At 68.2% G+C, this 26,862-nt stretch carries 28 protein-coding genes and 1 tRNA gene; 15 read left to right on the top strand and 14 right to left on the bottom strand.

What is annotated here, in order from left to right:
• Nucleotides 1–193 precede the first annotated feature (193 nt).
• On the top strand, nucleotides 194–718 hold the full coding sequence (locus ACT54R_RS10360; RefSeq protein ID WP_476325962.1) for a GlcG/HbpS family heme-binding protein: 525 nt from the start codon (nucleotides 194–196) through the stop codon (nucleotides 716–718).
• Between the two features lie 103 nt (nucleotides 719–821).
• Here the strand turns inward: ACT54R_RS10360 and ACT54R_RS10355 are convergent.
• The 3 genes from ACT54R_RS10355 to otsB all read right to left on the bottom strand — a co-directional run bounded on the left by ACT54R_RS10355 (nucleotide 822) and on the right by otsB (nucleotide 3,259).
• Nucleotides 822–908, bottom strand: a tRNA-Leu gene (locus ACT54R_RS10355).
• An 87-nt stretch (nucleotides 909–995) separates the two neighbouring features.
• Nucleotides 996–2,471 (bottom strand): alpha,alpha-trehalose-phosphate synthase (UDP-forming), encoded by a 1,476-nt coding sequence (gene otsA, locus ACT54R_RS10350; protein ID WP_168458545.1) that lies wholly within the window; start codon nucleotides 2,469–2,471, stop codon nucleotides 996–998.
• Between the two features lie 5 nt (nucleotides 2,472–2,476).
• Nucleotides 2,477–3,259, bottom strand: coding sequence for a trehalose-phosphatase (gene otsB, locus ACT54R_RS10345; protein WP_476325960.1), 783 nt, complete (start codon nucleotides 3,257–3,259; stop codon nucleotides 2,477–2,479).
• A 181-nt stretch (nucleotides 3,260–3,440) separates the two neighbouring features.
• On the opposite strand from otsB, the gene ACT54R_RS10340 reads away from it, so the two are divergent.
• Together ACT54R_RS10340 and ACT54R_RS10335 are read left to right on the top strand one after the other, a co-directional pair.
• Nucleotides 3,441–3,836, top strand: coding sequence for a hypothetical protein (locus ACT54R_RS10340; protein WP_476325958.1), 396 nt, complete (start codon nucleotides 3,441–3,443; stop codon nucleotides 3,834–3,836).
• Nucleotides 3,837–3,952: 116 nt separating this feature from the next.
• The gene (locus tag ACT54R_RS10335) at nucleotides 3,953–4,222 is read left to right on the top strand and encodes a YMGG-like glycine zipper-containing protein (protein ID WP_024276680.1); all 270 of its coding nucleotides are present in this window, start codon (nucleotides 3,953–3,955) and stop codon (nucleotides 4,220–4,222) included.
• A gap of 198 nt (nucleotides 4,223–4,420) precedes the next feature.
• Here the strand turns inward: ACT54R_RS10335 and ACT54R_RS10330 are convergent, their stop codons facing one another.
• A complete protein-coding gene (locus tag ACT54R_RS10330; RefSeq protein WP_394082142.1) occupies nucleotides 4,421–4,597 on the bottom strand; it encodes a DUF1328 domain-containing protein in 177 nt (58 codons plus the stop codon).
• A 271-nt stretch (nucleotides 4,598–4,868) separates the two neighbouring features.
• On the opposite strand from ACT54R_RS10330, the gene ACT54R_RS10325 reads away from it, so the two are divergent.
• The 6 genes from ACT54R_RS10325 (at nucleotide 4,869) to ACT54R_RS10300 (ending at nucleotide 11,075) form a co-directional block, all read left to right on the top strand.
• Nucleotides 4,869–5,180, top strand: a complete 312-nt coding sequence (locus ACT54R_RS10325; RefSeq protein ID WP_168458542.1) for a hypothetical protein — start codon at nucleotides 4,869–4,871, stop codon at nucleotides 5,178–5,180.
• 156 nt (nucleotides 5,181–5,336) lie between these two features.
• Nucleotides 5,337–5,564, top strand: a complete 228-nt coding sequence (locus ACT54R_RS10320; RefSeq protein ID WP_476325955.1) for a hypothetical protein — start codon at nucleotides 5,337–5,339, stop codon at nucleotides 5,562–5,564.
• A 261-nt stretch (nucleotides 5,565–5,825) separates the two neighbouring features.
• Nucleotides 5,826–7,073, top strand: coding sequence for an extensin-like domain-containing protein (locus ACT54R_RS10315; protein WP_476325953.1), 1,248 nt, complete (start codon nucleotides 5,826–5,828; stop codon nucleotides 7,071–7,073).
• A 1-nt stretch (nucleotide 7,074) separates the two neighbouring features.
• Nucleotides 7,075–7,836: a DUF429 domain-containing protein gene (locus ACT54R_RS10310; protein ID WP_476325951.1), complete on the top strand. Its 762-nt coding sequence runs from the start codon at nucleotides 7,075–7,077 to the stop codon at nucleotides 7,834–7,836.
• 84 nt (nucleotides 7,837–7,920) lie between these two features.
• Nucleotides 7,921–9,447 carry an acetyl-CoA hydrolase/transferase family protein gene (locus ACT54R_RS10305; protein WP_476325949.1) on the top strand — a complete coding sequence of 509 codons (1,527 nt, stop codon included), beginning with the start codon at nucleotides 7,921–7,923 and terminating at the stop codon, nucleotides 9,445–9,447.
• Nucleotides 9,448–9,575: 128 nt separating this feature from the next.
• On the top strand, nucleotides 9,576–11,075 hold the full coding sequence (locus ACT54R_RS10300) for a phosphomannomutase/phosphoglucomutase (RefSeq protein ID WP_168458537.1): 1,500 nt from the start codon (nucleotides 9,576–9,578) through the stop codon (nucleotides 11,073–11,075).
• 21 nt (nucleotides 11,076–11,096) lie between these two features.
• Here ACT54R_RS10300 and ACT54R_RS10295 read toward each other — a convergent pair whose 3' ends face one another.
• The 5 genes from ACT54R_RS10295 to ACT54R_RS10275 form a co-directional block, all read right to left on the bottom strand.
• On the bottom strand, nucleotides 11,097–11,405 hold the full coding sequence (locus ACT54R_RS10295) for a HigA family addiction module antitoxin (protein ID WP_476325947.1): 309 nt from the start codon (nucleotides 11,403–11,405) through the stop codon (nucleotides 11,097–11,099).
• 8 nt (nucleotides 11,406–11,413) lie between these two features.
• A complete protein-coding gene (locus ACT54R_RS10290; protein ID WP_476325945.1) occupies nucleotides 11,414–11,710 on the bottom strand; it encodes a type II toxin-antitoxin system RelE/ParE family toxin in 297 nt (98 codons plus the stop codon).
• A gap of 58 nt (nucleotides 11,711–11,768) precedes the next feature.
• Nucleotides 11,769–12,713, bottom strand: a complete 945-nt coding sequence (locus tag ACT54R_RS10285; protein WP_476325943.1) for a sugar kinase — start codon at nucleotides 12,711–12,713, stop codon at nucleotides 11,769–11,771.
• 72 nt (nucleotides 12,714–12,785) lie between these two features.
• Nucleotides 12,786–13,481, bottom strand: a complete 696-nt coding sequence (locus ACT54R_RS10280) for a lysozyme inhibitor LprI family protein (RefSeq protein WP_476325941.1) — start codon at nucleotides 13,479–13,481, stop codon at nucleotides 12,786–12,788.
• Nucleotides 13,482–13,484: 3 nt separating this feature from the next.
• A complete protein-coding gene (locus tag ACT54R_RS10275) occupies nucleotides 13,485–14,672 on the bottom strand; it encodes a pyridoxal phosphate-dependent aminotransferase (RefSeq protein ID WP_476325939.1) in 1,188 nt (395 codons plus the stop codon).
• 172 nt (nucleotides 14,673–14,844) lie between these two features.
• Between ACT54R_RS10275 and ACT54R_RS10270 the strand changes: the two genes are divergently transcribed.
• Nucleotides 14,845–15,957 (top strand): NAD(P)/FAD-dependent oxidoreductase, encoded by a 1,113-nt coding sequence (locus ACT54R_RS10270; protein ID WP_476325937.1) that lies wholly within the window; start codon nucleotides 14,845–14,847, stop codon nucleotides 15,955–15,957.
• A gap of 36 nt (nucleotides 15,958–15,993) precedes the next feature.
• Nucleotides 15,994–16,761: an aldolase/citrate lyase family protein gene (locus tag ACT54R_RS10265; protein WP_476325935.1), complete on the top strand. Its 768-nt coding sequence runs from the start codon at nucleotides 15,994–15,996 to the stop codon at nucleotides 16,759–16,761.
• A 62-nt stretch (nucleotides 16,762–16,823) separates the two neighbouring features.
• Here the strand turns inward: ACT54R_RS10265 and ACT54R_RS10260 are convergent, their stop codons facing one another.
• The 3 genes from ACT54R_RS10260 to ACT54R_RS10250 form a co-directional block, all read right to left on the bottom strand.
• Nucleotides 16,824–18,452, bottom strand: a complete 1,629-nt coding sequence (locus tag ACT54R_RS10260) for an AMP-binding protein (protein WP_476325933.1) — start codon at nucleotides 18,450–18,452, stop codon at nucleotides 16,824–16,826.
• 134 nt (nucleotides 18,453–18,586) lie between these two features.
• Nucleotides 18,587–18,778: a hypothetical protein gene (locus tag ACT54R_RS10255; RefSeq protein WP_029556187.1), complete on the bottom strand. Its 192-nt coding sequence runs from the start codon at nucleotides 18,776–18,778 to the stop codon at nucleotides 18,587–18,589.
• A gap of 154 nt (nucleotides 18,779–18,932) precedes the next feature.
• Nucleotides 18,933–19,622 (bottom strand): cold-shock protein, encoded by a 690-nt coding sequence (locus ACT54R_RS10250; RefSeq protein WP_168458530.1) that lies wholly within the window; start codon nucleotides 19,620–19,622, stop codon nucleotides 18,933–18,935.
• 458 nt (nucleotides 19,623–20,080) lie between these two features.
• Between ACT54R_RS10250 and ACT54R_RS10245 the strand changes: the two genes are divergently transcribed.
• Nucleotides 20,081–20,758: a nitroreductase family protein gene (locus ACT54R_RS10245; RefSeq protein WP_476325931.1), complete on the top strand. Its 678-nt coding sequence runs from the start codon at nucleotides 20,081–20,083 to the stop codon at nucleotides 20,756–20,758.
• A 6-nt stretch (nucleotides 20,759–20,764) separates the two neighbouring features.
• Here the strand turns inward: ACT54R_RS10245 and ACT54R_RS10240 are convergent, their stop codons facing one another.
• Nucleotides 20,765–21,001 (bottom strand): hypothetical protein, encoded by a 237-nt coding sequence (locus ACT54R_RS10240; protein WP_476325929.1) that lies wholly within the window; start codon nucleotides 20,999–21,001, stop codon nucleotides 20,765–20,767.
• A 174-nt stretch (nucleotides 21,002–21,175) separates the two neighbouring features.
• Here ACT54R_RS10240 and ACT54R_RS10235 point away from each other — a divergent pair, with 174 nt between their 5' ends.
• Complete coding sequence (locus ACT54R_RS10235; protein ID WP_476325927.1) at nucleotides 21,176–22,783, top strand: gamma-glutamyltransferase family protein; 1,608 nt, start codon at nucleotides 21,176–21,178, stop codon at nucleotides 22,781–22,783.
• Nucleotides 22,784–22,853: 70 nt separating this feature from the next.
• Nucleotides 22,854–23,726: a glutaminyl-peptide cyclotransferase gene (locus ACT54R_RS10230; RefSeq protein WP_476325925.1), complete on the top strand. Its 873-nt coding sequence runs from the start codon at nucleotides 22,854–22,856 to the stop codon at nucleotides 23,724–23,726.
• A 527-nt stretch (nucleotides 23,727–24,253) separates the two neighbouring features.
• Here ACT54R_RS10230 and ACT54R_RS10225 read toward each other — a convergent pair.
• Nucleotides 24,254–24,841 (bottom strand): CarD family transcriptional regulator, encoded by a 588-nt coding sequence (locus tag ACT54R_RS10225; RefSeq protein ID WP_168458525.1) that lies wholly within the window; start codon nucleotides 24,839–24,841, stop codon nucleotides 24,254–24,256.
• Nucleotides 24,842–25,404: 563 nt separating this feature from the next.
• Between ACT54R_RS10225 and ahcY the strand changes: the two genes are divergently transcribed.
• Nucleotides 25,405–26,802, top strand: coding sequence for an adenosylhomocysteinase (ahcY, locus tag ACT54R_RS10220; RefSeq protein WP_168458524.1), 1,398 nt, complete (start codon nucleotides 25,405–25,407; stop codon nucleotides 26,800–26,802).
• Nucleotides 26,803–26,862 lie beyond the last annotated feature (60 nt).

Genomic DNA, 26,862 nt, shown 5'->3' with positions numbered 1-26,862 from the left:
CAGCTTGTGTCCTGCAGTCAATGCCGGTGGGGCGGTTTGGTTCAGGCGGGCGTGAGGCAGGCGGGATTGCCAGAAACCGGATCGAATGCCGTTGACAAGTTACGGCCCTCATGTAACCTTAAAAAAATAGTATAAAAGGTTACAGCTTGGCGACGCCATCGTGCGCCGCTCGCCCAACGGGAAAGGACACATCGTGACATCAAGGACGATCGCCGCCGCGCTTCTGCTCGCCGCCGCCTCTTGGGCCAGTCCCGCCACGGCGCAGGTGGGCTATAGCGGCTATGCGCTGCCGCTTGCTCTCGCGGTGGAGGCGGCGACGGCGGCGGTGAAGGCGTGCGAGGCCAAGGGATGGCCGGTCACGGCCACGGTCGTGGACGCGTCGGGCCTCGTGAAGGCGACGCTGAAGGCAGACCATGCCACGGTCCACACGCCGGACACGGCCTTCCGCAAAGCCTACACGGTGGCCACGCTCGGCCCCATCTTCAAGTTCGACCGCTCCAGCGCCTTCGCCGAGATCGTCGCGAAATATCCCGGCGGCGCGGGCACCTCGCTCACCACCATCCCCAACGTCATCGCGCTCGCCGGTGGCGTGGGCGTGATGCGCGGCGACGAGATCGTCGCCGCCATCGGGGTCGGCGGCGCGCCGGGCGGTGACAAGGATGAGGCGTGCGCCAGCGCCGGCCTCGCGGCCATCGCGGATCGCGCCAACAGGCACTGAAGAGACGAGAGGATTGGGCGGAGAACCCCCCGCGATGGGTTGGCCGGCGGCATCGCGCGAACGAAACGCGATGGGTTGGCGGGCGACATAGCGCGAGGAAAGATGGTGCGGGCGGTCGGACTCGAACCGACATATCCGTGAGGACGGCGGATTTTGAGTCCGCTGCGTCTACCAGTTCCGCCACGCCCGCAGCCGGAGCCTCTTTATAGGCTTGCCGGCCGGGCGCCAACAGGAAAGCGGCGGGATTTATCTCCCGCCGTCCGGTCCGTGTGCGTTCTCACGCGCCGCGCGGCAGCGCGCTCGATCCCCAGCCCACGGGCAGGCGGACGATGCTGCGCACCGCGGCGCGGGGTAGGGCTATTTCACGGCGCTCCGGCTGCGGTTCGGGCGCTAGCGCTGCGAGGAAGTCCTCGGCCCAGCGGTTGATGTCGTGGGCGTCCAGCACCCGCATCATCCGCCGATGGCGCTCGCGCCGCTCCGCCAGCGGCATCTCCAGCGCTCGGCGCAGCGCAGCGGCGACGCCCTCGGTATCGTGCGGATTGACGATGAGTGCGCCCGTCCCCAACTCGCTCGCCGCCCCCGCGAACTGGGACAGGAGCAGCACGCCGGGGTCGGCCGGGTCCTGCGCGGCGACGAATTCCTTGGCGACGAGGTTCATGCCATCGCGCAGCGGGGTCACCATCGCCACGTCGGCGCGGCGGTAGAATCCGGCAAGGGCCGAGCGGGAATAGGTGCGGTTCACGTAGCGCAGCGGCGTCCAGGACACGTCGCTGTAGGCGCCGTTGATCTGCCCGGCCCGGTGGGAGACGTGGCGGTCCATGTCCTGATATTCCGGCACATCGGTGCGGCTCTTGGGCGTGATCTGCAGGTAGGTCACGCGGTCGTGCCAGTCCGGCTCCGTGCGCAGGAAATGGTCGTAGGCGTCGAGCCGGTTGGGGATGCCCTTGGAATAGTCCAGCCGGTCCACGCCGATGATGAGCTTGCGGCCGGACAGGCTTTCGTCGAACGCCTTCACGAAGCGGGTGCGGCTCGCGTGCCGGGCCCGCCGCGCGAAGGCGCCTGTCTCGATGCCCACGGGGAAGGTGCCGAGGCGCACACGCCGGCCGCCGATGTCGCAGCCGGTACCGTCGGGCGTGGACTGGCCACCGCGGGTTTCCAGATAGCGAGCGAAATTTTCGCGGTCGCCTTCGGTCTGGAAGCCGACGAGATCGTAATGGGCGAGCGCCCCTACGGTGTCGGCATGCTGCGGCAGGGCCTGGATGATGTCCGCCGGCGGCATGGGAATGTGCAGGAAGAAGCCGATGCGGTTGTTATGGCCGCGTTCCCTGAGATATTTGGCAAGCGGCATCATGTGGTAGTCGTGAATCCACAGGATGTCGTCCGGCTGGATGATCTTCTCCAGATGATCGGCGAACATCCGGTTGACCCGGATGTAGCCGGAGAGATCAGAGCGGAAGAATTCCGAGAGATCCACCCGGTAGTGCAGTACGGGCCATAGCACCCGGTTGGCGAAGCCGTTGTAATATTCCTGGTAGTCCTCGTTGGTGAGGTCCACCACGGCATAGGTTACGCCGGCGTGCTTCGTCGACTGCGGCGTGTCGGAGGGGTCCGGCGCGATCCGCCCGCTCCATCCGAACCATATGCCCCCACGGTCCTTGAGGGCGGCGTTGACGGCGACGGCGAGGCCCCCGGCCGGCGCGCCGGACTTCTGGGGGAGGGCCACTCGGTTCGATACGACCACGATGCGGGACACGGAGGTCACCTCCTTCGTTGCCGCGGCTCGGCCGCGAGATGGGTGATGAGGGCGCGGACCGAGCGCGGGTCCGGCAGAACGGTGTGGGCGCCATCGCGGGGCGCGCCGACCGCCACGGCGATGCCGCCCGCCTGGTTCACGGCCCTGAAGCCGGCCTCATCGGTCACGTCGTCACCGATGAAGACGGGCCGACGCCCGGCGAAGGGGGCCGCGGCCATGAAACGCGCGACGGCGGATCCCTTGTCTATGCCTTCCCGGCGCACCTCGAACACGCAGTGCCCGGGCATGATCTCGACGCCCGGCCGCCGGCCGACCACCTCGAGCAGGGCGCGTTTCAGCACGGGTGCCACTTCCGGATGGGCTCGATAGTGGATGGCGACCGCGTGCTCCTTGTCCTCGGCGAACACATCCGCGAACTCGGCCGCGACGGCACCGAGGGCGCGCCGCAGATCAGTGTCGAGGGCGGCCGCCCGATCGGAAGGCCGGCCCGCGGCGAGGCGGATGTCGGCGCCATGAACGCCGGCGGCGGCGAATGTGTCGGCCCCGAACAACTGGTCGAGCGAGGCGAGCGAGCGGCCGCTGACCAGCGCCAGCGCCCCGCCGGCACGCTCGGAAAGAACCGTCAGGGTATCGGAAAGGCCGGGCGGAACCACCACCGCCTCGGGTCGTTCCGCGATATCGATCAGCGTCCCGTCCACGTCGAGAAAGAAGGCGTGCGTCGCGGGGTCGAGGGCGACAAAGGCTCCCGGCAGTTCGGCCTCTCTTGCAGGCAGTGATCCTTCAAGCATACCGGACAACGCACGGACCCCTTCATATTTCAGGTAAGATAACGCCGTTGCGGCGCCACGGTTCCCCCTCAGCTTCGACCCAATGCCGCCACAGGCTCTCGCGAAACGGCTCCGCTCCGGCTTACTGGACGGAACCGGAGCGGTTCGGCGGCGTTCGTCTCGGCGTCACGGGAGACAGCATATGCTCGGCTTGCACAGGAGTTCGACCGACGGGTTTTCCCGGCGCCTCTCGGCGTTGCGGGATGAACTCGACCATCTCCAGTCCTCGTTCCACAGGCGGGAGCGCGAATGGGGGCGTCTCGCCTCCGATGTGGCGTCCGATGCCCAGGACTGGGTGGCGGAGCGGGCGGAATCGCTTCCGAGCCTGTCTCTGGACAGCCTTCGCCGGCATCTGCCCGCGTTGCCGCACCGCCCGTTCCGCGCGGAGCCGGCGGCGCTCCCGGTCATCGTTGCTGCGGTGGCGGTGGGCGTCGGGGTGGGGTGCGTGCTATATGCCGTTACGTCGCGTGGGCGCCGATCCGCCCACGGTCCGGCTCCTGAGGACGAGCTCAAGGCTGCGCCCGACGGGATGGAGTAGCGGGTTCCGCCTGACGCCTTTGGGGTCAGGCGCGGTGTTTCGCCCTCGTGCCCTCAAGCGGCGCTAGGGGCAGGATGGATGTCCGGCATGCCGCCGGCAGGGCAAGGGAGAAAAAGATGAAAGCGGCTCTCATGATTGGCGTGATGGCACTCGCCCTTGGCGGTTGCAGCGAATATTCGCGCCAGGATCGTGCGGTGGGCGGTGCTGCGATCGGCGCCGGTACCGGCGCGCTGATCGGCGCCGCCGCCACGGGCACCGGCACGGGCGCCCTCGTCGGCGGCCTCATCGGCGCGGGCACGGGTGCCATCATCGGCGCCGAGACCACCCCCCGCGCCTGCTGGGCGCGCGACGCCTATGGCAATCGCTACCGCGTGCAGTGCCCCTGAGCGGCACGCAGGCACGTTGAAGACACGAAAGGCGCCCACCGGGCGCCTTTTTGTTTTCGGGGTCCGAGGGTGCCGTTAGCGGGACCTTTACCTTAGCAAATTATCACTGGCGCCATCTCCAAGTGACTTCAGGGCGGCCCGGGACCCCTCCGGACCGCCCTGTTTTTTCGACCGCTTCCGTGGGTGGGCGCGGACGGATCAGACTGGGCCGCGACCGCGGCGCATCAATCCCATCACCGCCGAGATGAGGAACAGGATGATCGCGACGAAGAAGATGATCTTCGCGATTTCGATCGCCGTGCCCGCTATTCCACCGAAGCCCAGGACTGCGGCGATCAGTGCGACGATGAGAAAGGTAATCGCCCAGCTCAGCATGCCGTGTCTCCTTGCCATTTGCCTGAATGAATGTGCAGCGCCGGCTGGAGACGGTCGTTACGCTCAGCAACCAGCTGTTCGGCGCGCATTTGTTACACGGATTGTGAACTGCGCAACTGTCGCGCTTGTTCCCAAGGGAACGTCGCGTTCTCCACGCGGCGCGAAGGGGGCGCTCCCTTGCGCGGGCGGCGTGCGTTTCCGGCGGACGCCATGGAACAAATCCGCCCGCCCCGCGTTTTCTCGTCGATCTGGGAGACTCGGGAGGAGGCGGATGAGCGGATTGCGACACGAACCCCTGCCGGGCGGCTCTACCCTGCCTGATACGGGTGCGCAGAAGACGGGCGTGGACGATGCCCCGCACGGCTATGATCCCGTGGAATTCGGTCCCGGCGAAAGCCGGCGGGACTTTCCCCCGCGGCGGGAACGTTCCGCTGACGAGGAGCGGCGCCTGCTCAAGGAATTCCAGGCGGCGTTCGACGGTTCCGATAAACGCCACGATGTGGACGACGGACCGGACGTGGATGCGGCCGGCCCCGAGACCGATCTGGACACCGGACATCTGTCGCGGCTTTACCGTGACTGAGGCCTGCGTGTTCAAAACCATATTGCAACGCACGTGGACGTGTCCCATCTTGAGACCGCCCGCGTCTGTCAGAAGACCCCCGCCATGCGATCGGCACGCTTCCAAGGTCCCCTCGACACACCCATGACGACGCAGCACCAGAAAGAGGCAGGCGGCATGCGAACGCCTCATCGCCGCGACATCTCCGCACGGCAGGATCTGCTGGGACGCGAGCTGCGCCAACTGTTTGACGACTACACCCAGGAAGACATGCCGGACGAGCTGCAGAGCCTCGCCGAGCGTCTTCAGGCGGCCTTCGAGGGCCGCGAGCCGGAGGCCGAGGCACCCGAAGCCGGCGCGGCCGACGGCGCAGCCCAGCCGGCAGCCGAGCCCAAGAAGGACTGAGGGCTCCAGGCTCACGTCCGAACCGGACGGGGCTTTCGGTGCGCCTCCCATCGTTCGCGCCGCCCCGCGCAATTTGCCGAGGCGACGCTTCGGCGGCTCCCTTGCATTCTTCGTCCGATTTTTTGAACCCCATCCCCTCCGTCGCGACTTGCGTTGCGGAAGGGCGTGGGGTTCTGACTTTTCAAGGGGCTGCGGCCGCTTTTGCGGTATTTGGCGGCGGGCCTTAACCCCTTTGCAAGGCGCCCTACGCAAGGTGGGGCCATGTCGCGTGACACGCCCCGCATCTTCCTCGCCCTCCTCCTTCTGGCCGGCGCCCTTTCGGGCTGTCGCTTCGGCCTGGAGGAGCGCGATTCGTGGCGCTCCCAGGCCGAGGAACAGTGCCTTGCGGCCAAGGCGGTGGTCCCGTCCGTCTTCATGGAGCCGCTTCCCGCCGTCCAGGGCCCCGGTGCCTGCGGCATGGATCATCCGTTCCGCGTGACCGCGCTGGCGCAGGGGAATGTGGTGCTGGAGCCCGCCGGAAAGCTCGCCTGCCCGGTGATCTACCAGGTGGACATGTGGGTGCAGGAGGTGGTGCAGCCGGCGGCGCTGGCATGGCTCGGCCAGCCCATCGTCGCCATCAGCCAGATGTCGGCCTATTCATGCCGTGGCATGAACGGCGATCCCAACGCCAAGATTTCCGAGCATGCGTTCGGCAACGCGCTCGATATCGGCGGCTTCCGCACCGCGGACGGGCGGTGGATCACCGTTAAGAATGGCTGGAAGGGCTCGCCCGAGGAGCGCGGCTTCCTGCTGCAGGTACAGGCCGGGGCGTGCGAGCGCTTCACGACCGTGCTCGCGCCCGGCTCCAACATCTTCCACTACGACCACATCCATGTGGACCTGATGCGTCACGCCAAGGGGCGGACCATCTGCAAGCCGGCGCCGCGCCCGATGCCCGCGCCCTCCATGCCCACCAAGGCCCCGCCCATGGTTTCCGAAGCCGCGCCCAGCGCTCCGGTGGCGGAAGCGGCGCCCGTCTATGCCCCGGCGCCGCAGCCGGTCTCGGCCCCGGCGGAGCAGCCGTCCTTCTTCTCCACCCTGTTCGGCGGGGCGCGGGCCGCGCCGCAGCCGGCACCGGTCGCTGCCGAGCCGCCGCCCCCCTTGCCGCCGGTCGAGGCCGCGCGGGCAGCGCCGCAGACGCAGATCATCGCCTCGCCGGCGCCGCCTCCGCCCGCCGGATATTCCCCGGCGAGCTATCCGCCATCCAACTATCCCCCCTCGAACTATCCCCCCGGCACCGTGGGCAACGCCCCGGCTCCCGCCGCCGCACGCGCGCCGGGGCCCCCGCCGGCCGCGCCGCAGAAGGGCGGGCTGCCGCCGGGCTGGCAGGTGGGTCCGCAGGGCATCCCCATGTCCTCCGCCTCCTCCAGCAACCCCGAGACCGGCTCCATCAAGCGCAAATATTACGCGGCGCCGATCCCCCAGCCCTCCACCATCCCCCTGCCCAAGGCCAAGGCGGGCGAGGACTGAGATGATGCTCGCGGATCTGCCCTTCGCCGGCATCGATGGCTGCCGGGGCGGCTGGGTGATCGCGCAATGGGACGGCGCAGATCATCTCCAGCTGTTCCGCCGCACCCGCGTGGAAGAGCTGTTCGATGCGCCCGACGCTCCCGCCATCGCCTGCGTGGACATGCCCATAGGTCTGCCCGAAACCAGCGAGATCGGCGGGCGCGCGGCAGAGCGGGCGGTGCGCCCGTTGCTCGGTGGACGGCAATCGTCCGTCTTCTCCGTCCCGGCCCGTGCTGCGGTCATGGCCGGCGTGGGGCCGGGGGACGAGCGGGAGCGGTTCGCAGCCGCCTGTGCCGCGGCGCTCGCCCATTCGAACCCGGCGCGCAAGGTCTCCATCCAGTGCTTCAACCTGTTCCCCAAGGTCGCCGAGCTGGACGAACTGTTGCTGCGCCGGGCGGAATTGCGGGAGCGCCTCATCGAATGCCATCCTGAGGTGTCATTCCGCATCATGAACGGCGCGCCGCTCGAGGTGGCCAAGAAGGAGAAGAACCGGCCGCACCCGCCCGGCCTTGAGCTGCGCATCGGCCTCCTCGCCCGCGCGGGCGTGCCAACCGATCTGCTTCACGCGAAGACCGCGACTGCGCTGCGCGCAGGGCTCGATGATCTGGTGGATGCCTGCGCTTGCGCCGTCACCGCAAAAAGAGTGTTCGAGGGCAAGGCCTTGCGCTTCCCCGACCCGCCGGAGCGGGATGCCTTCGGCCTGCCGGTGGCGATCACCGCCTGAGTGGCCTTCCCTTTAAGTCGAATTCCGGTGGCCCCGCGCGCCTCGCTATGCGCAAGGGATTGTCCTCTCGACGGAATTGCCGACATGCCCGAGAACCGCATCCGCCTCTCGTCCTTGCGTGACAGGATCGTCCCGGCCGAGGAGGCCGCTGCGCTCATCGGCGACGGCATGATCGTGGGCATGAGCGGCTTCACCCGCGCCGGCGAGGCGAAGGCCGTGCCGATGGCGCTCGCCGCCCGCGCCAACGCCGCCCATGCGCGCGGCGAGCCGCTGCGTATCACCCTCATCACCGGCGCCTCGCTGGGCAACGACCTCGACAAGCAGATGGCGGAGGCGCACCTGCTCTCCCGTCGCATCCCGTTCCAGTCCGACCCCGCGCTGCGCAAGGCGATCAATGCCGGCGAGGTGATGTTCGTCGACCAGCACCTGTCCGAGACGGTGGAGCATCTGCGCACCAACCAGCTCGGGCCCATCGACGTGGCGGTGATCGAGGCGGTGGGCATCACCGCTTCCGGCGGCATCATTCCCACCACCTCGGTGGGCAATTCCGCCACCTTCGCCATCCTGGCGAAGAAGGTGATCGTCGAGATCAACCTGACCCAGCCGGCGGAGCTGGAGGGGCTGCACGACATCTATATCCCCACCCGCCGCCCGTTCCGCGAGCCGATCCCGGTGGTGACGCCGGAAAGCCGGGTGGGCCTGCCCTTCATTCCCATCGACCCGGAGAAGATCGCCGCCATCGTGGTGACGCGGAAGCTCGATTCCGCGTCCAACGTGCTGCCGCCGGACCCCGAGACCGTCGCCATCGCCGGCCATCTCATGGAATTCCTGAAGCACGAGGTGAAGCTCGGCCGCATGACGAACCGCCTGCAGCCGCTGCAGGCCGGCATCGGCACCATCGCCAACGCGGTGATGCACGGCTTCATCGAGAGCCCGTTCGGCGACCTCACCATGTATTCCGAGGTGCTCCAGGATTCGACCTTCGACCTGTTCGACGCCGGCAAGCTGAACTTCGCCTCGGGCTCGTCCATCACCCTGTCCAAAGCGAAATACGACCAGGTGATGCCGCGCATCACCGACTACAAGTCGCGCCTCATCCTGCGGCCGCAGGAGATTTCCAATCATCCGGAGATCATCCGCCGCCTCGGCCTCATCGGCATCAACACGGCGCTGGAATTCGACCTCTACGGCAACGTCAATTCCACCCATGTGGGTGGCACCCACATGATGAACGGCATCGGCGGCTCCGGCGATTTCGCCCGCAACGCCTATCTGTCGGTGTTCGTCACCAAGTCCATCGCCAAGGGCGGGGCGCTCTCCTCGGTGGTGCCCATGGTCAGCCATGTGGACCACACCGAGCACGACGTGGACATCCTCGTCACCGAGGTCGGCCTTGCCGACCTGCGGGAGCTGGCGCCGCGGGAGCGGGCGCGGGTCATCATCGCTAATTGCGTGCATCCGCTCTATCGCGATGCCCTGGCGGACTATTTCGAGCGGGCGACCGCGCGCGGCGGACACACGCCGCACATCATCGAGGAGGCCCTTTCCTGGCATGTGCGGGCGCGGGAAGAGGGCACCATGCTCCCGGAAAAGACACGGAAGATCGCGTGACCGCCACGGCGGCGTCACCGTGCCGCCGCGGCAGGGGGAACTAATCCCAAGCGCAGCCGTTCGTTTGGTCACGAATCCGTGCTATCTCGCGACCGCGAAATTTTGCGTGCTGCGGAGGAATGGTGCCCATGTTCCCGACGCCGAAGCCGGTCCTGACGCCCAATACCTACGCCTACGAGTCCGAGCCCATGGTGAAGCCGACCGGCTTCCGGGAGTACGACGCCCGCTGGTTGTTCCAAAAGGAAATCAACCTCATGGGCGTGCAGGCCCTCGGCATGGGCCTCGGCACGCTGATGCACGAGATGGGCGTGAAGCCCGAGATCGTCACCGGCCACGACTTCCGCTCCTATTCCTCCTCCATCAAGCTGGCGCTGGTTTCCGGCCTCATGGCGGCGGGCATCAAGGTCCACGACATTGGCCTCGCCATGTCGCCCATGGCCTATTTCGCCCAGTTCGCGCTGGACGTGCCGGCCGTGGCGATGGTCACCGCCTCGCACAACGACAATGGCTGGACCGGCGTGAAGATGGGCGTCAACCGCCCCCTCACCTTCGGCCCGGACGAGATGACCCGGCTCAAGGAGATCGTGCTCGGCGCGAAATTCGACCTCAAGGGCGGCGGCGCCTACGTGTTCGTCGAGAACTTCCCGGAGGTCTACATCAAGGACCTCACCAACCGGCCGAAGCTGAAGCACCCCATCAAGGCGGTGGTGGCCTGCGGCAACGGCACGGCCGGCGCCTTCGCCCCGAAGATCCTGGAGGCGCTGGGCGTCGAGGTGGTCCCGCTTGATACCGAGCTGGACCACACCTTCCCCAAGTACAATCCCAATCCCGAGGACATGGAGATGCTCCATGCCATGCGGGACGCGGTGCTGGAGCATAATGCGGACGTGGCCCTCGGCTTCGACGGCGACGGCGACCGCTGCGGCGTGGTGGACAATACCGGCGAGGAAATCTTCGCCGATAAGGTGGGCGTGCTGCTCGCCCGCGACCTCGCCAAGCTCCACCCCAACGCCACCTTTGTTGTGGACGTGAAGTCCACCGGCCTGTTCGCCACCGATCCCGAGCTGATCAAGCTCGGCGTGAAGGCGGACTATTGGAAGACCGGCCATTCCTACATGAAGCGCCGGGTGAACGAGACGGGCGCGCTGGTGGGCTTCGAGAAGTCCGGCCACTATTTCTTCAACAAGCCCGTGGGTCGCGGCTATGACGACGGCCTCGTCTCCGCCATCGCCGTGCTCGACATGCTGGACCGCAACCCCGGCAAGAAGCTTTCCGAGCTGCGCGAGGCGCTGCCCAAGACCTGGTCCTCGCCCACCATGTCGCCCCACTGCGCGGACGAGGCCAAGTATGGCGTCGTCGCCAAGGTGGTGGAGCATTACGAGAAGCTGGCTTCCGAGGGCGCCACCGTCACCGGCCAGAAGATCCGCGACCTCGTGACGGTGAACGGCGTGCGCGTCACCTGCGAGGACGGCTCCTGGGGCCTGCTGCGCGCCTCCTCCAACAAGCCCGAGCTGGTGGTGGTGGTGGAAAGCCCGGTCTCCGAGGCTCGCATGCGCGAGATGTTCAAGGAGATCGACGGCGTGCTGCGCCAGCACCCCGGCATCGGCGAATACAACCAGACCATCTGAGGCGGCATCGCGTGCCGTGGATCAGGCGGCCGGAGCCAATGGCTTCGCCCGCTCGATCCGGGCGCGTTCCTCCGGCGAGTTTAGCGTCTGCCAAAGATCGACGCGGCGCTGGACGTTCAGCCAGAAATCCGGGCTGTTGCCGAACACGCGCGCGAGAATGAGCGCCGTCGCGGCCGTCACGGCGCGGCGATCATTGCACAATTCGTTCACATGCTTCCTGGGAACACCCATGGCCTCCGCGAGCGCGGCCTGGGTGAGGCCGAGCGGGACCATGAATTCCTCGACGAGGATTTCGCCGACCCCTGCCGGCTTGCGCTTGGTCAACCGCATGAGTGGCCTCACCGATAGCTGTGGTCATCGAGGTAGAGGTCGAAAGCTTCGCCGCGTTCCCCGTCCCAACGGAAGATCAGGCGCCACCGCAGGTTCACGCGGATCGAGTGAAAACCATCGAGCGAACCGCGCAGCTTCTCGAAATGGTTGCTGGGCGGCACGCGCAGATCCTGATCGGTGGTCGCGTCGTCGATCATTTGGAGCTTTCGGAACAGCCGATCCTCGATATCCGCCGGGATGTGGCGGGAGCGCGTGTCATCGACAAAGAACGCTTCCAGCCACGTATCGCGGAAGCTGACGATCATTTTGCCCCCCGATCTAGACCCAATGTACCACTCAATGGTACATTGGGCAACTTTTCCCTCAATGCGCCGTGGCGCCCTCCTGGGTGGCGCGGGGGATGATGGCGCCGCGGTGCATGATGACCTCGGCGGCGAGGCGGTGGCCGGCCTGGGCGGCGGCTTCGGGCGTCGCGCCGGCGATGCGGGCGGCGAGATAGCCGGCGTTGAAGCTGTCGCCGGCGCCCGTGGTGTCGAGGGGGGAGACGGCGCGCTCCACCGGCACTTCCACGGTGCGACCCTCGGCATGGACCAGCGCGCCGCCGGCCCCGTTCTTCACCACCACTTCGCTCACCCCGTAGGTGGTGATGCGCTCGATGGTGGCGGCGGGGGAGGCATCGCCCCAAAGGGCCGCCTCGTCCTCGAAGGTGGGCAGCGCCATGCTCGAGCGCTTCAGCGCCTCGGCGAACACGGTGCGGGCGCGGGAGAGATCGCCGCCCCAGCCGCGCGGGCGGAAATTGCCGTCGAACACCCGCCAGGCCGGCGGACCGCTGCGGCTGTCGCCGGCCCCGCCCGCCATCTCCAGAGCGGCGAGGAAGCGGCCGAGCCCCTGGTTGGAATAAAGCGACAGGGTGATGCCGGAATAATAGACCGCGCCCGCCCCCACCAGCGCCGCTGCCACCTGCTGCCAGCCGTCCGCCTCGAACAGGGAGCGGGCCGGGGCGGTATCGCGCCAATAATGGAAGCTGCGCTCTCCGGCATTGTCCGTGGTGATGAGGTAGAGGCCCGGAACCTTGCCGCTTACGCGCGGGATCAGGCTCATGTCCACGCCCTCCGCCGCGCCGAGGGCGAGGATGTCGCCGGAGAATGCGTCGTCTCCGAGCGCCGTGGCATAGGCCACGTCCACCCCGGCGCGGGCGAGATAGACTGCCGTGTTGAAGGTGTCGCCGCCGAAGGCGAGGCCGAAGCGCCCGTCGGAACCGCGGGCGAGTTCCACCATCACCTCGCCCACACAGACCACTTTCGCCACGGCTGCCTCCGATTGTCGTGCCCTGCGTCGTCCCGCCCTGCGCGGGCGCCGGACCCTATCACAGGGATCAGCTCATTCCACCGGCGGCGGCACCGCGTGGGTCCAGGTGCCGTCGCGCGGCTCGGGGCCGGTCGGGCCCGGCTTGGCAGTGTCGCCTTCCACCTGGGGCGAGCCGTAGCGGGCGCGCAGGTCGGCGGCGCGGCCGCGGTTGGCGGCGATGAGGCAGAGCGAGCGCTGCTCGAAATTGCCGATGCCGCGCGGCCCCTCGAATGGCGCGACGCCCTGGCAGTCGAGATTGCGGAAGAGGAGGAAGCGCGACTGCGCCTCGTCCAGCTGGGTTTTCCAGCGCGCGCGCTGGGTGCCTTGCAGGTCGGTGCGCGCCTCGATGACGGTGAAGGCGTTGGCCAGTTCCGCCTCCAGCGCCTGCTCGGACGTGCGGGTCACGTCATAGAGGCAGCGATTGTACTGGCCGCCCGACACCTTCTCGCGCGGGCAGGCGACGACCACCTTCCAGCGCTCCGGCGTCGTCGTATCGCTGCCGCCTGCGCGGGGCGGCTGAGGGCGCGCCGGGGACGGGCCCGGCGGCAGGTCCGCATCGGCCGGGACGGCGGGCTCCGGCTCAGGCTCCGGCAAAGCGGGCGCGACCATGGGGGCGGGACCGTCCGGCAGCGGGCGCGTCAGCACCAGCAGCACGGGCGAGAAGGCCAGCAGAACGAGGGCGAGGGCGAGAAGCGCCCGCCGGCCCGTCCACCGCCGTGCCGCCCCCACGCCTCAGGCCACCTTGCGGTTGGCGGCGAGGAAGTCGCCCATGCGGCCGAGCGCTGCGGTGATGTTCTCCCGCGAGGTGGCGTAGGAGAGGCGCAGATAGCCCTCGCCATGGACGCCGAAATCCGGCCCGCCGATCACCGCGACGCCCGCCTCCTCCAGCAGCGCCGAGGCGAGCTTCTTGGCGGCGGTCCAGCCGGTGCCGGTGATGTTGGGGAAGGCGTAGAAGGCGCCCTTGGGCGTCGCGCAGGTGACGCCGGGCAGGGCATTCAGCCCTTCCACCACCATGCGGCGGCGGGCGTCGAATTCGGCGGTCATGGCGAACACCGCATCCTGTGGACCTTCGAGGGCGGCGATACCGGCATATTGTGTCGCGGCGTTGACGCAGGACCAGCAGTTCACCGCCAGCTTGCGCACCTGGTCGTAGAGGCCCTTGGGCCAGACCGAATAGCCGAGGCGCCAGCCGGTCATGGCATAGGTCTTGGACCAGCCGTTGAGCAGGATCAGCCGGTCGCGGATCTCGGGATAGGCAAGGAGGGTACGGTGCTCCTCCCCGTCGAACAGGAAGCGGTCGTAGATCTCGTCCGACATGAGGGCGACATGGGGATGGGCGGCGAGGCCCTTCACCAGCTTGTCTATCTCGGACGCAGGCGTGACGCCGCCGGTGGGGTTAGCCGGCGAATTGATGATGAGCAGGCGCGTCTTCGGCGTGATGAGGGCCAGCGTTTCATCGGCCGAGAAGGCGAAGCCGTTCTCCTCGCGGATCGGCACCGGGATGGGCGTCGCGCCGGTGTGCTCGATCATGGAGCGGTAGATGGGAAAGCCGGGATCGGGATAGAGGATTTCCGCGCCGGGCTCGCCGAACAGGCGGATGGCCGCATACATCGTGACCTTGCCGCCCGGCATGATCATCACGAGGTTCGGGTCCACCTCGACGCCATAGCGGCGGTTGAGATCGCCGGCCACCGCTTCGCGCAGGGGCAGGATGCCAACGGACGGCGTATAGCCGTGCTGACCGTCGCGCAGCGCCTTCACCGCGGCCTCGACGATGTGGGCCGGCGTCTGGAAGTCCGGCTGGCCGATGCCGAGGTTGAGGATGGAGCGCCCCTCCGCCTGAAGCGCCGTGGCGCGAGCGAGAACGGCGAAGGCGTTCTCCTCGCCGATGCGGTCGAAGGCGGGATTGGTGGTGAGCATGGCCGGCAGATCCTCGGGCGCGCGGCGTCTTGTGCGCCGCTTTCAAAAAGGACGCCTTGGATAGCACCGAAGGTCCCGGGTGGGGAGTGGGGGAAAATCTGCTGCAGCGCGTAAAGCGTGGCCATGGTCAGCATGTTACGACGGGTCGTGTGCCGAATCGCGAGAGGCCTTCATGCCCGCATCGACCCCCCGCCTGCCGTTCGAGGACACCGAGATCGCCATCGTCGGTGCCGGCATTGTCGGCCTGTCGGTCGCCCATGTGCTGACGCGCCTCGGCATCTCCGTGCGCTGCTTCGATGCCGGCGCGGCGGGCGGCGCCCAGTCGGCCGGCGGCTCGCGCATCATGCGCGCCGCCTATAACGACCCGAAGATGCTCTGGCTCGCCCGCAAGGCCAGCGCCGGCTGGGCGCGGTGGGAGGAGGAGGCCGGCCGCCCTCTTCTCGAGCGCACCGGCTCCTTCCTCATCGTCTCGCAGGCCGAGGCGGAGCTGAAGCGCCTCGCCGGGCTCGGTCTAAAGGTTCGCTTCGTCTCTCCGGCCGAGCAGGAACAGATGCTGCCGGTGCATCGCCCGTGGTCCCGGCCGGTGATCCTGGAGGAGGAGGCCGGTACCATCCGCGCCCGCGACAGCATCGAATGGCTGGCCGCGACGCTGGGCGATGCGCTTCACGAGCACACGCCGGTGCTGGGCCTCACCCAGCGGTCGGGCCATGTGCTGGTCTCCACCCGCAGCGCCATCTGGCGGGCGCGGCGCGTGCTGGTGGCGGCGGGCATGCAGACGCCGGTTCTCTCCGGCGCCATGGGCGTGAAGGTGCCGCAGGTCTACAGCGTCCACCAGCGCCTGCTCTTCCCCATGACCGGCGATCTCGCCACGCGGCCCATGGTCTCCTTCCGCGACAAGAGCGACCACCGCCACGGCGTGCTTTACACCTACGGCCTGCCGGCGCTGCATGACGGCCTGTTCGCCGTGGGACTGGAGCCGAGCGACACCGACCGCAGCGGCGGCGGCCATCCCGACCAGGTGATCGAGCACACGCTGGCGCTGGCAGCCGAGACGCTCCCCGGCCTCGACACCTCGCGCTTCACCATCGAGAGCTGCGTTTCCACCTCGCTGGAGCATCCCGACGACGGTGCGCCCTGGGAATCCGAGCGCCTTGAGGTGGTGCGCCGGGGCGCGGTGGACTTCTTCGCTGGCGGCCACCTCTTCAAGTTCGCCCCGGCTTTGGGCGAAATGCTTGCCGGCATGGTGCTGGGCGAGGACGTGCCGGATATGCTGCGGCCGGAGTGAGGCTTCGCCCCAATAAGAATCCCCGAAGGAAACGCCATGCACCTGCCCGAGAACCCGTTCAAGCGCGCGCTCCATGCCGGCACCCAGCAGATCGGCCTGTGGTGCGCCGTGCCCTCCAATTATGTCTCGGAGATCCTGGCCGGCGCGGGCTTCGACTGGCTGGTGCTGGACACCGAGCACGCGCCCAACGAATTGCCCAACGTGTTCAATCAGCTCCAGTCCATGGTGGGCTACGCCACCCAGCCGGTGGTGCGGGTGCCGTGGAACGATGCGGTGACGCTGAAGCGCTTCCTCGACATCGGCACCCAGAGCTTCCTCATTCCCATGGTGCAGAATGCCGAGGAGGCCCGCGCGGCGGTGGCGGCGACACGATATCCGCCGGATGGCATCCGCGGCTATGCGGTGGCGTCCCGCGCCACCCGCTTCGGCCGCATCGGCGATTATTTCACCCGCTACGCCGACGAAATGTGCGTGCTGGTGCAGGTGGAGACGCTGGAAGCGCTGGAGAAGGTGGAGGAGATCGCCGCCGTGCCGGGCGTGGACGGCATCTTCATCGGCCCCGGCGATCTTTCCGCCTCCATGGGCCTCCTGCACCAGCCCACCCATCCGAAGGTGGTGGAAGCCATCGAGGACGGGCTCAAGCGCATCACGGCCGCCGGCAATCGCGGCGGCGTGCTGGTGGTGGGCGACGAGGCGCTGGCCCGCCGCTACATGGCGGCCGGCTCGGTCTTCACTGCCGTGGGGGTGGATGCGGCATTGTTCGCACGCAGCGCTGACGCGCTGGCGCAGCAATACAAGGCTTAGGCCGCTCTTTGTGGCGACGCGTTTCTTCACGCGAACCGGTCCCCACTTCGCTCGAAAACGCTTTACTCCCGCAGCATCCGGCGGATCACCTTGCCGGTGGTGGTGAGCGGCAGTTCGTCCACGAACTGGATTTCGCGGGGATATTCGTAGGACGCGAGGCGGGTGCGCACGAAGTCGCGGATTTCCGCTTCCAGCTCCGGCGTGGGCTCCACGCCGGGCATGGGCACGATGACCGCCTTGACGATCTCCGTGCGCAGCGGGTCCTTCTTGCCCACGGCCGCCGCCATGGCGACGGCGGGGTGCTTCAGCAGCACGTCCTCGATCTCCGCCGGGCCGATGCGGTAGCCGGCCGAGGTAATGACGTCGTCATCGCGGCCGAGGAAGTGGAAATAGCCCTCCTCGTCCCGCGTCGCGAGATCGCCGGTGAGGAGCCAGCCGTTCTTCACCTTGTCGGCAGTGGCCTCGGGGCGGTTCCAGTAGTTCAGGAACATCACTGGGTCCGGCGCGCGCACGGCGATCTGGCCCATCTGGCCCGGCGGCAGAATGCGCCCGTCCTCGCCCAGCACCGCCACCTCATGGCCGGGCACGGCCTTGCCCGTGGCGCCGGCCTTGGCCACGCCCAGCGCGGCCGAGGAGCCGATGACGTAGTTGCATTCCGTCTGGCCGTAGAACTCGTTCACCGGAACGCCGAGCGCCTCGCGGCCCCACTCGAACGTCTCCGCCCCCAGCGCCTCGCCGGCCGAGCCCACCGTGCGCAGGGCGAAGTCGAATTTTTCGCGGGGGTTCGGCACCTGCCGCATCATGCGGAGCGCGGTGGGCGGGATGAAGACGTTGCGCACCTCGGCGGTCTTCATCAGAGCGAAGGCGGCTTCGGGATCGAACTTGCCGCGCGGCTGCGCCACCACCGGCACGCCCAGCGCCAGCGCCGGCAGCACGGTGTTCAAGAGCCCACCGGCCCAGGCCCAGTCCGAGGGCGTCCACATGCGGTCGCCCGCCTGGCCGATGCCATCATGGGTGAAGGTGACGCCGCTCACATGGGCGAACAGCACCCGGTGGCCGTGCAGCGCGCCCTTGGGCTGGCCCGTGGTGCCGGAGGTATAGATCATCAGCGCCGGATCGTCCGGGCCGGAGGCGATGGGGAGCGGACGGTCAGAGGCCGCCTCCACCAGTGCGGAGAAGCCGACGGCGGCATGGCCCGGGCCGTCCACATTCACCACCAGATCGAGCGTTTCCGGCCGTGCGACCAGCTTGGCGAGGCCGGCATCGTCGGTGACGAGGGCGCGGGCGCCGGAATCCAGAAGCCGGTAGGCGATGGCATCCACGCCGAACGCGCCGGCGAGCGGCACCGCGATGGCGCCCATCTTGTAGACGGCGAGATGGGTGACGAGCACTTCGAGCGACTGGGGGAGGAGAATGGCCACCCGGTCGCCGGGCCCGATGCCCTGCGCGACGAGCGCATGGGCCAGCCGGTTGGAGAGCCGCGCCAGCGCGCAATAGGAGACGGGGGAGAAGCCGTTGCCGTCGGGCAGGAAGAGCGCGGGACGGTCCGGATGCTGCGCCGCGATGGCGTCGCAGGCGTGGACCGCCATGTTGTAGCGCTCCGGCAGCATCCAGCGGAAGGCGCGGCGCCGGCGCTCGTATTCGCTGGAAACTGCGCCTGATCCCGATGCGCCCGTGCTGTGCGCCAGCATCCCGACCCGTGCCTTTCCGCCCCGCCCCTTTGTTGCGGTGCACGCTACAGGCTCGGACGCCCAAGGTCCACCCGGCCGTTAGCCGGGGTAACGCACTGCGGATTCGGGGAGGATCAGGCGGGCGGACGGACGGCTCAGCGCCGGACGCCTTCTTCCTGCATCAGGGCCTCGGTGGCGGCGATGGCGCCTTCCAGCTCGGAAATCTTGCGCAGCATGCCGTCGGAGGGAAGGGTGGAGCCCTTGGCTGCGGTGAGGACCAGCTCGCGCTGGGCCGCCTTGAGGCGATCGAGAAGGCTTGCGAGGTCAGCCTCGGCCTGTTGCGCCATGTTCGTGTTCAACTCCGGCATCGCCAGCAGGCTGGGCCTGCGAACGGAAACTGCAAAAACGGAAACGGCGCCGCGCTTGCGCCCGGCACCGCTGGTTGCATTGCTCTTCACCGCCGCCCGGAAGAACCGGCCGGCGGCAAAGGGATCTGCGAGATCAGTCGGCGAGCTCGATGCCGCGGGCTTCCGGACCCTTGGGGCCCTGACCCACCTGCACCACCACGCGCTGGCCCTCGGCGAGATCGCTGAGGCCCGAACGGGAGATGACGGTGACGTGCACGAACACGTCCTTGCCGCCGCCTTCCACCGCGATGAAGCCGAAGCCCTTCTCGGGGTTGTACCACTTCACGGTGCCCACGCGCTCTTCGGTGGGGCCGGTCGCGGCACGGGGGCCGCCGCCGGCGCGGGGGGCGCCGCCGAAGCCGCCGCCACCACCACCGAAGCCGCCGGGACGGTCGCCGAAGCTGCGGCGGGCCGGAGCGGCCTCCGCGGTCGAGGTGTCGACTTCGAGCACTTCAGTGACCTGGCGGCCCTTCTGGCCCTGGCCGACGCGCACCGACAGCTTGGAGCCGGGGGGCACGCTTTCCTGGCCGGCGGCCTCAAGGGCGCGGGCGTGCAGGAACACGTCACCCGAACCGTCGGACAGCTCGACGAAGCCGAAACCCTTCTCAGGGTTGAACCACTTCACGGTGGCGTCGATGGGCGGGCCGGAGGGGGCGGGGGCGCTGAAGCTGCTGCTGGGCGAGGAAAAGGGGCGGTCCCCTCCGAAGCCGCGGTCACGCGGCGGCGCAAAATCGTCGTCAAAGCCACGGCGGCGCGGCTCTCGGAAGTCTCGGTTACGGCTCATGTGTATTTCCGTTGAGGTCAGTCGCCAATTTTGGCTTAGGGCCATCCACCACTGCCGGACAATGATGCGTTTCTACGTGCCACACTTTAACTTGCACGCTCCGGGCGTCTTGATATCCGCCTTCGCACAACGCCTGTTCCAGCCACCCGCGTCTCGCCTCGCAGCCTATATGACAGGTCGGAAAACATGCCCACGCACTCGGGCGCACGGCTCCGACCAACATGCAGACTAACACATCTCTCCCGCTTTGGTACATGAATGTTGGGCGACGGCGCCGCTTGATTTGTTGCGCAGCATGGAGCGGGTCATTCCTTGACCTGACGGCGCCGCCCGCGCGGGGAGGTGATGGGCCGCCGGCGCGGGCCATGCGAAGACTTCTAGTTCGATTGTACCTCATTCTATTTTGCGGCGGCGCATCTATTCATGAGCGCTCCCCGCCCGTTCCGAAGGAGGCCGCCATGGCCGAGGCCGCCGCATCGCAATCCGCTGATCCGCAGGCTCCCTCCCGCCCGCACGGCCACGGCGCGGCGTTCGCCTATGAGGCGCCGCTGGCGGATGTGCCGGTGTCGTCCGCGACGCTCGACCTGCTGGAGACGCGCCGCTCCCTGCCGCTCCGCGCGCTGCTCGCGCCCGGCCCAACGCCGCAGGAGCTGGACCGCATGCTCGCCATCGCCGCGCGGGTGCCGGACCACGGCCGGCTGGTGCCGTGGCGCTTCATTGTCATCGAGGGGGAGGCGCGCGAAGCCGCCGGCGCGCGGCTCGATGCGCTTTATGCCGCGCAGAACCCGGGCCTCGCGCCGGACAAGGCGCGCATGTGGCGGGACTATCTGATGCGGGCTCCGGTGACCGTGGTGGTGGTCAGCCGGGCGGACCCCGCGGCGAAGATCCCCGAATTCAACCAGATTCTCTCGGCTGGCGCGGCGGCGATGAATCTGGTGGTGGCGGCGACGGCGCTGGGCTTTTCCGCGCTGTGGCTGCTGAAATGGCCGGGCCGCGACCCTGCTGCGGCGGCGCTCATCGGCGTCGGGGCGGGGGAGAAGGTGGCCGGCTTCATCCATGTCGGCCGGCCGGCGACGCGGCCGGAGGATCGTCCGCGCCCGCCTCTGGCCGACGTGGTGACGCGCTGGCAGCCGTGAGGCGGCTCAGGTGAGCGACATCTCCACCGCATAGGCGCGGCGGAAATACTTCACCGAGATATAGAGGGCGACGAGGCTGAACAGGGCCATCAGGCCATATTCGCCGATGTCGCCGAGGTGCATCAGACCGGCCAGCGCCCAGCCGGCGGCAATGGCGGTGGCGAAGGCCTCGGTGGCGATCAGCGCGGTGGCGCTCGCCACTGTGAACAGGCTGCCGCCCCCAGTCTTGCCCAAACCCGCCATTCCAGTCTCCCGATACCGTTCGGCGCGATCCGGCCGAACCGCGCGGCGGGCGTCGGACGCTGGAGTCTTTCGCCGGCCGCTGCTCTATAAGGGGCGGAAACTGCGCTGGGCGCGTCGCCGGGTCAAGTCCGGGGCCGTGCCATCCCTCTCCCGTCCTGCCCGCGAGGAGCCCCGATGCTGGCCGCCGAAGAGTATGAAAGCACCCACGCCGCCCGCGGCATCATCGCCGCGCCGCACCACCTCGCCGTCGCGGCCGGGCAGGAGGTGCTGGCCGAGGGGGGCAACGCCGTCGAAGCCATGATCGCGGCGGCGGCGGCCATCGCCGTGGTCTATCCGCACATGAACCATGTGGGCGGCGACGGCTTCTGGCTCATCCGCGAGCCGTCCGGCCGGGTGCGCTACATAGAGGCGTGCGGCTTCGCCGGCAGCCTCGCCACCATTGCCCGCTACCATGAGCTGGGCTTCGAGACGATCCCCACCCGCGGCCCGAACGCCGCCGTCACCGTGCCCGGCGCGGTGGGCGGCTGGGCGCTGGCGCTCGATGCGGCGCGCAGCCATGGCGGGCGGATGACCCTGCGCCGGCTGCTGGAGCCGGCCATCCGCTTCGCCCGCGAAGGTGTGGCGGTGACACGCTCGCAGACGCGGCTCACCCGCGAGAAGCGGGCGGAACTGGAGAAAGCCCCCGGCTTCGCCGAGGTGTTCCTGCCGGGCGGCGCGGTGCCGGAGGAGGGATCGCTGCAGCGCCAGCCGCGCCTCGCCGACACGCTGGACCACCTCGCCTCCGCCGGCCTTGACGATTTCTACCGGGGCGATGTGGGTCGCGAGATGGCGGCGGACCTCGAGCGCATCGGCAGCCCCGTGACGCGCGCCGATCTCGAGCGCTACAGCGCTCGCGAGCGGCCGCCGCTGGAGATGAAGATCGGTCGCGCCCGCCTGTTCAACGCCCCGCCGCCGACCCAGGGCCTCGCCTCCCTCCTCATCCTTGGCCTGTTCGACCAGCTCAAGGTGGCGCGGGCTGAGACGTTCGAGCACATCCACGGCCTCGTGGAAGCCACCAAGCGCGCCTTCCTGGTACGCCAGCAGGTGGTGTGCGATCCCGAGCACCTGCCGCACGATCCCGCCGCTTTCCTTGATCCCAAGGCGCTGGCGCAGCGGGCGGCGAAGATCGACATGGGCCGGGCGCTCGCCTGGCCGCACGAGGCGAAGCCTGGCGATACCATCTGGATGGGCGCCGCCGACGCCTCGGGGCTGGCGGTGTCCTACATCCAGTCCATCTATTTCGAGTTCGGCTCGGGCTGCGTGCTGCCTTCGACCGGCGTGCTGATGCAGAACCGCGGCTCCAGCTTCGTGCTCGATCCGAAGGCGCTCAACCCGCTGCTGCCCGGCCGGCGGCCGTTCCACACCCTCAACCCAGCTCTCGCGGAACTTGCCGACGGGCGCATCCTCGCCTACGGCACCATGGGCGGAGAGGGGCAGCCGCAGACGCAGGCGGCGGTGTTCACCCGCCACGCGCTGTTCGGTGTGCCGCTCGCGGAGGCCATCGCCCGGCCGCGCTGGCTGCTGGGCCGCACCTGGGGCGACCAGGAGACCAATCTGAAGCTCGAATCCCGCTTCGACGGCAATCTCGTGGACCGCCTCCTGTCCGTGGGCCACGAACTGGTGGTGCTGCCGGAGGCCTATTCCGACACCATGGGCCATGCCGGCGGCGTGGTGATCCACCCAGGCGGGCAGCTCGAAGGCGCCCATGATCCGCGCGCGGACGGCGGTGCGGCGGGCGTCTGATGGCTTGAGCTTGACGCCCGCCACGGCCGGCGCCGACCATGTCGCGAACAACCACAACGGGAGCGCGCCAATGGTCGGACGGGGAATGATCGGGCGACGGTCTTTGGTGAAGGGCATGGCCGGCTTCGGCCTCGCGGCGCTGGCCGCCGGCCGCGCTTCTGCGGCGGGCGAGCAGACGTTCGCCGGCGAGCCGCCCACCCGTGGGCCGGTCCAGCTCACCCGCGAGCGCGTGCTGGGGCAGAGCGCCATCCCGGTCTACCGCTACCGGGTGGTGAAGGTGCATCCGCACGACACCTCCTCCTACACGGAGGGTTTCGTGCTGGAGGGCGGCACCATCTATGAAGGCACCGGCCTCTACGGACGCTCGCGGCTCATCGAGTGGGATCTCAAGAGCGGGCGGGTGCTGCGCGAGCGGGCGCTGGACCCCAACGTCTTCGGCGAAGGCGTGACGGTGATGGGAGACCGCATCTACCAGCTCACCTATCTCGACAACCACGCCTACGTCTACGACCGCAGGAGCTTCGAGCGGATCGGGGACTTCCGCTACACCGAGCAGGGGTGGGGGATGACCCATGACGGCACCCACCTCATCACCAGCAACGGCTCCTCCTCCATCGTCTTCCGCGATCCCGCCACCTTCGAGCGGGTGCGCACCATCTTCGTCTCCGATGCGGTGGCGCCGCTGGGCTTCCTGAACGAGCTGGAATATGCGGACGGCAAGCTCTACGCCAATGTCTGGCAGAGCCACTTCATCGCGATCATCGATCCGGTGGACGGGAAGATGCTCGGCTGGATCGACCTCTCGGGCCTCAATCCGGATCCGGCGAAGCTGGTCTATCCCTATGTGCTGAACGGCATCGCCTTCGATCCCGCCACCGGCCACCTGCTGGTCACCGGCAAGTGCTGGCCCCATGTGTGGGAGATCGCGCTGGAACCGCGCTGAGGCTGGCCGGCCTGAGCCGGACATGAACTTGGCCCTGAGATGAAACCGGCTGCCGTCCGGGGAAGACGACAGCCGGGGAGCTTCGGCTGCGCCGGCGGGGGAAACCGCGGCGCCGCACGGGTCACAGCCCGGCGCAGATCGCGCCGCTGCTAAGTCTTGGCGTCAAGCTGACCTCCTTGCTCGATGCCGCGCGCGCAGCCCGGCCCACGCCTGCCACTGCAGGCGCGCCGGACCCCGGCGGGGCGTTCTTGATCTTGTTGCGAATGTCGCCGATGCGGACATGAGGGGGGCATGAGACGTCTCCATGCCGGCGCCCCCGCCTGCTCAGCGTTGCCATCATAGCGCGCCGGCGGGGCACGTACACCTCGCCCGGGCTGCCGCGCGAAAACTTGATCCGGGCTGGACAGGGGCTGAGGGCGATGGGGGCATGGGACCGGCGCCGGACAAGCAAAAAAGAACCCGGCTTGAGGCCGGGTTCCTGTCGCTCGCCGTGTAAAACTGGACCCAGAACGCCAGATGCTGGACGCTCAGGCGGCCTCTTCGGCTTCCATGTCCTGGTCGAGGTCGGCCTCGTCCGCCACCTTGGCGGCACCGCGGCGCGGACCCTTGAGGAGGTTCTGCTCGATGAGCTTCACGGCCTCGGTCTCGGTGATGTTCTGCACCGCCGACAGCTCGCGGGCCATGCGGTCGAGGGCGGCCTCGTAAAGCTGGCGCTCGGAGTAGGACTGCTCGGGCTGGGCCTCGGAGCGGTACAGGTCGCGCACCACTTCGGAAATGGCGACGAGGTCGCCGGAATTGATCTTCGCTTCGTATTCCTGCGCGCGGCGGCTCCACATGGTGCGCTTGACGCGGGCGCGACCCTGCAGGGTCTCGAGCGACTTCTCGACGATGTTGGTCTCGGAAAGCTTGCGCATGCCGACGCTGGCGATCTTGGCGAGGGGCACCCGCAGCGTCATCTTGTCCTTTTCAAACGAGATCACGAAGAGTTCGAGCTTGAAACCGGCGACTTCCTGTTCCTCGATGGCCATGATCCGGCCAACACCATGGGACGGGTAAACAATGTGCTCGCCCGTCTTGAAGCCGAGACGGGCCTGCGCGTTCTTCTTTGCCGACATGCTCTTGACACTCCTGATCCGGCCCGCGAAAACGGGCCGAACCTGTTGGTGCGCCGGCCGGCCGGTCCGGTCCCGGGACGGCGCGCACCTTCAGCTGCGGATATGGGTCGCGGCCGGAACGCCCGCCACCCCGCTCTGCCAGACGATGTACAGACAGCCTTGGTGCCGCGCCGCAGGAAAACGGCCGGCACAATATTCTCGCCCCTTTGTTCCCGAGAATGCACCCTGGAATGTGCGCGAACACATTGCGGGCGCCATGTGGCTGGTGCTGGAAGCAATCGACTGTAAAGTCACGTATATCACAATTTTTGTCGGAATCAAAGCGCGCGTGTCGCCAACCTTACCTTCGCCGGTAAGGGGCCGCGACTTGGGCGACGACTGGACGTTGACCGCGGCCGACTTGCGGCGCGTTGCACGGTGCCGCTTTGCGCTGCCTCCCGCCGGTATCATATAAGCATTTCTTTATATCCTTATTGCCCGGTTGGGGCCGCCGTGCTATTGGGCGCGCCACGATTGGCGGCTCGCACTGTGCCGCCCCGAGCCGATCTCAAGCGGAGCGATCCATGAGCAACGATTACGTGGTGAAGGACATCAACCTCGCGGACTGGGGCCGCAAGGAACTGGACATCGCCGAAATCGAGATGCCCGGCCTGATGGCCACCCGCGCCGAATACGGTCCCGCGCAGCCGCTCAAGGGCGCCCGCATCGCCGGCTCGCTGCACATGACCATCCAGACCGGCGTGCTCATCGAAACGCTGAAGGCGCTCGGTGCCGACGTGCGCTGGGCCTCGTGCAACATCTACTCCACCCAGGACCACGCCGCGGCCGCCATCGCCGCCGCCGGCACCCCGGTCTTCGCCATCAAGGGCGAGACGCTGGAGGAATACTGGGAGTACACCCACCGCATCTTCGAGTGGGCGGACGGCGGCACCCCCAACATGATCCTCGACGACGGCGGCGACGCGACGCTGCTCGTCCACCTCGGCAAGCGCGCGGAAGAGGGCGACACCGCCTTCCTCGACGGCGCCACCAACGAGGAGGAGGAAGTCCTCTTCGCGGCCATCAAGCGCCGCCTCAAGCACAAGCCCGGCTGGTACTCGCTCCTCGCCAAGAACATCCAGGGCGTGACGGAAGAGACCACCACGGGCGTGCATCGCCTCTACGAGATGCAGAAGAAGGGCACGCTGCTGTGGCCCGCCATCAACGTGAACGACAGCGTCACCAAGTCGAAGTTCGACAACCTGTACGGCTGCCGTGAATCTCTGGTGGACGGCATCCGCCGCGGCACCGACGTCATGATGGCCGGCAAGGTGGCCATGGTCGCGGGCTTCGGCGACGTGGGCAAGGGCTCGGCCGCCTCGCTGCGCAATGCCGGCTGCCGCGTGATGGTGTCCGAGGTCGATCCCATCTGCGCCCTGCAGGCGGCGATGGAAGGCTACGAGGTCGTCACCATGGAAGAGGCGGCGCCCCGCGCCGACATCTTCGTGACCGCCACCGGCAACGTGGACGTCATCACGGTGGAGCACATGCGCGCCATGAAGGATCGCGCCATCGTGTGCAACATCGGCCACTTCGACAGCGAGATCCAGGTCGCGGCGCTGAAGAACTTCAAGTGGCACAATGTGAAGCCGCAGGTGGACGAGGTCGAGTTCGCCGACGGCAAGCGCATCATCCTCCTGTCCGAGGGGCGCCTCGTGAACCTCGGCAACGCCACCGGCCATCCGAGCTTCGTGATGTCGGCGTCGTTCACCAACCAGACGCTGGCGCAGATCGAGCTGTTCACCAAGCCCGGTCACTACGACAAGAAGGTCTATACCCTGCCGAAGGCGCTGGACGAGAAGGTCGCGGCGCTCCACCTCGACAAGATCGGCGTGAAGCTGACCCGCCTCACCGACCAGCAGTCGGCCTATATCGGCGTGGCCCAGCAGGGCCCCTTCAAGCCCGAGCACTATCGTTACTGATCGCGTCTGATCGCGTCTTTCCATACGCTTCGCGAACGCCGGCCCTGGGGCCGGCGTTCT

This window comes from Xanthobacter sp. DMC47 (assembly GCF_056313845.1).
Note: the sequence above shows the minus strand (reverse complement) of the source record. Positions and strands in the feature narration are given on the sequence as shown.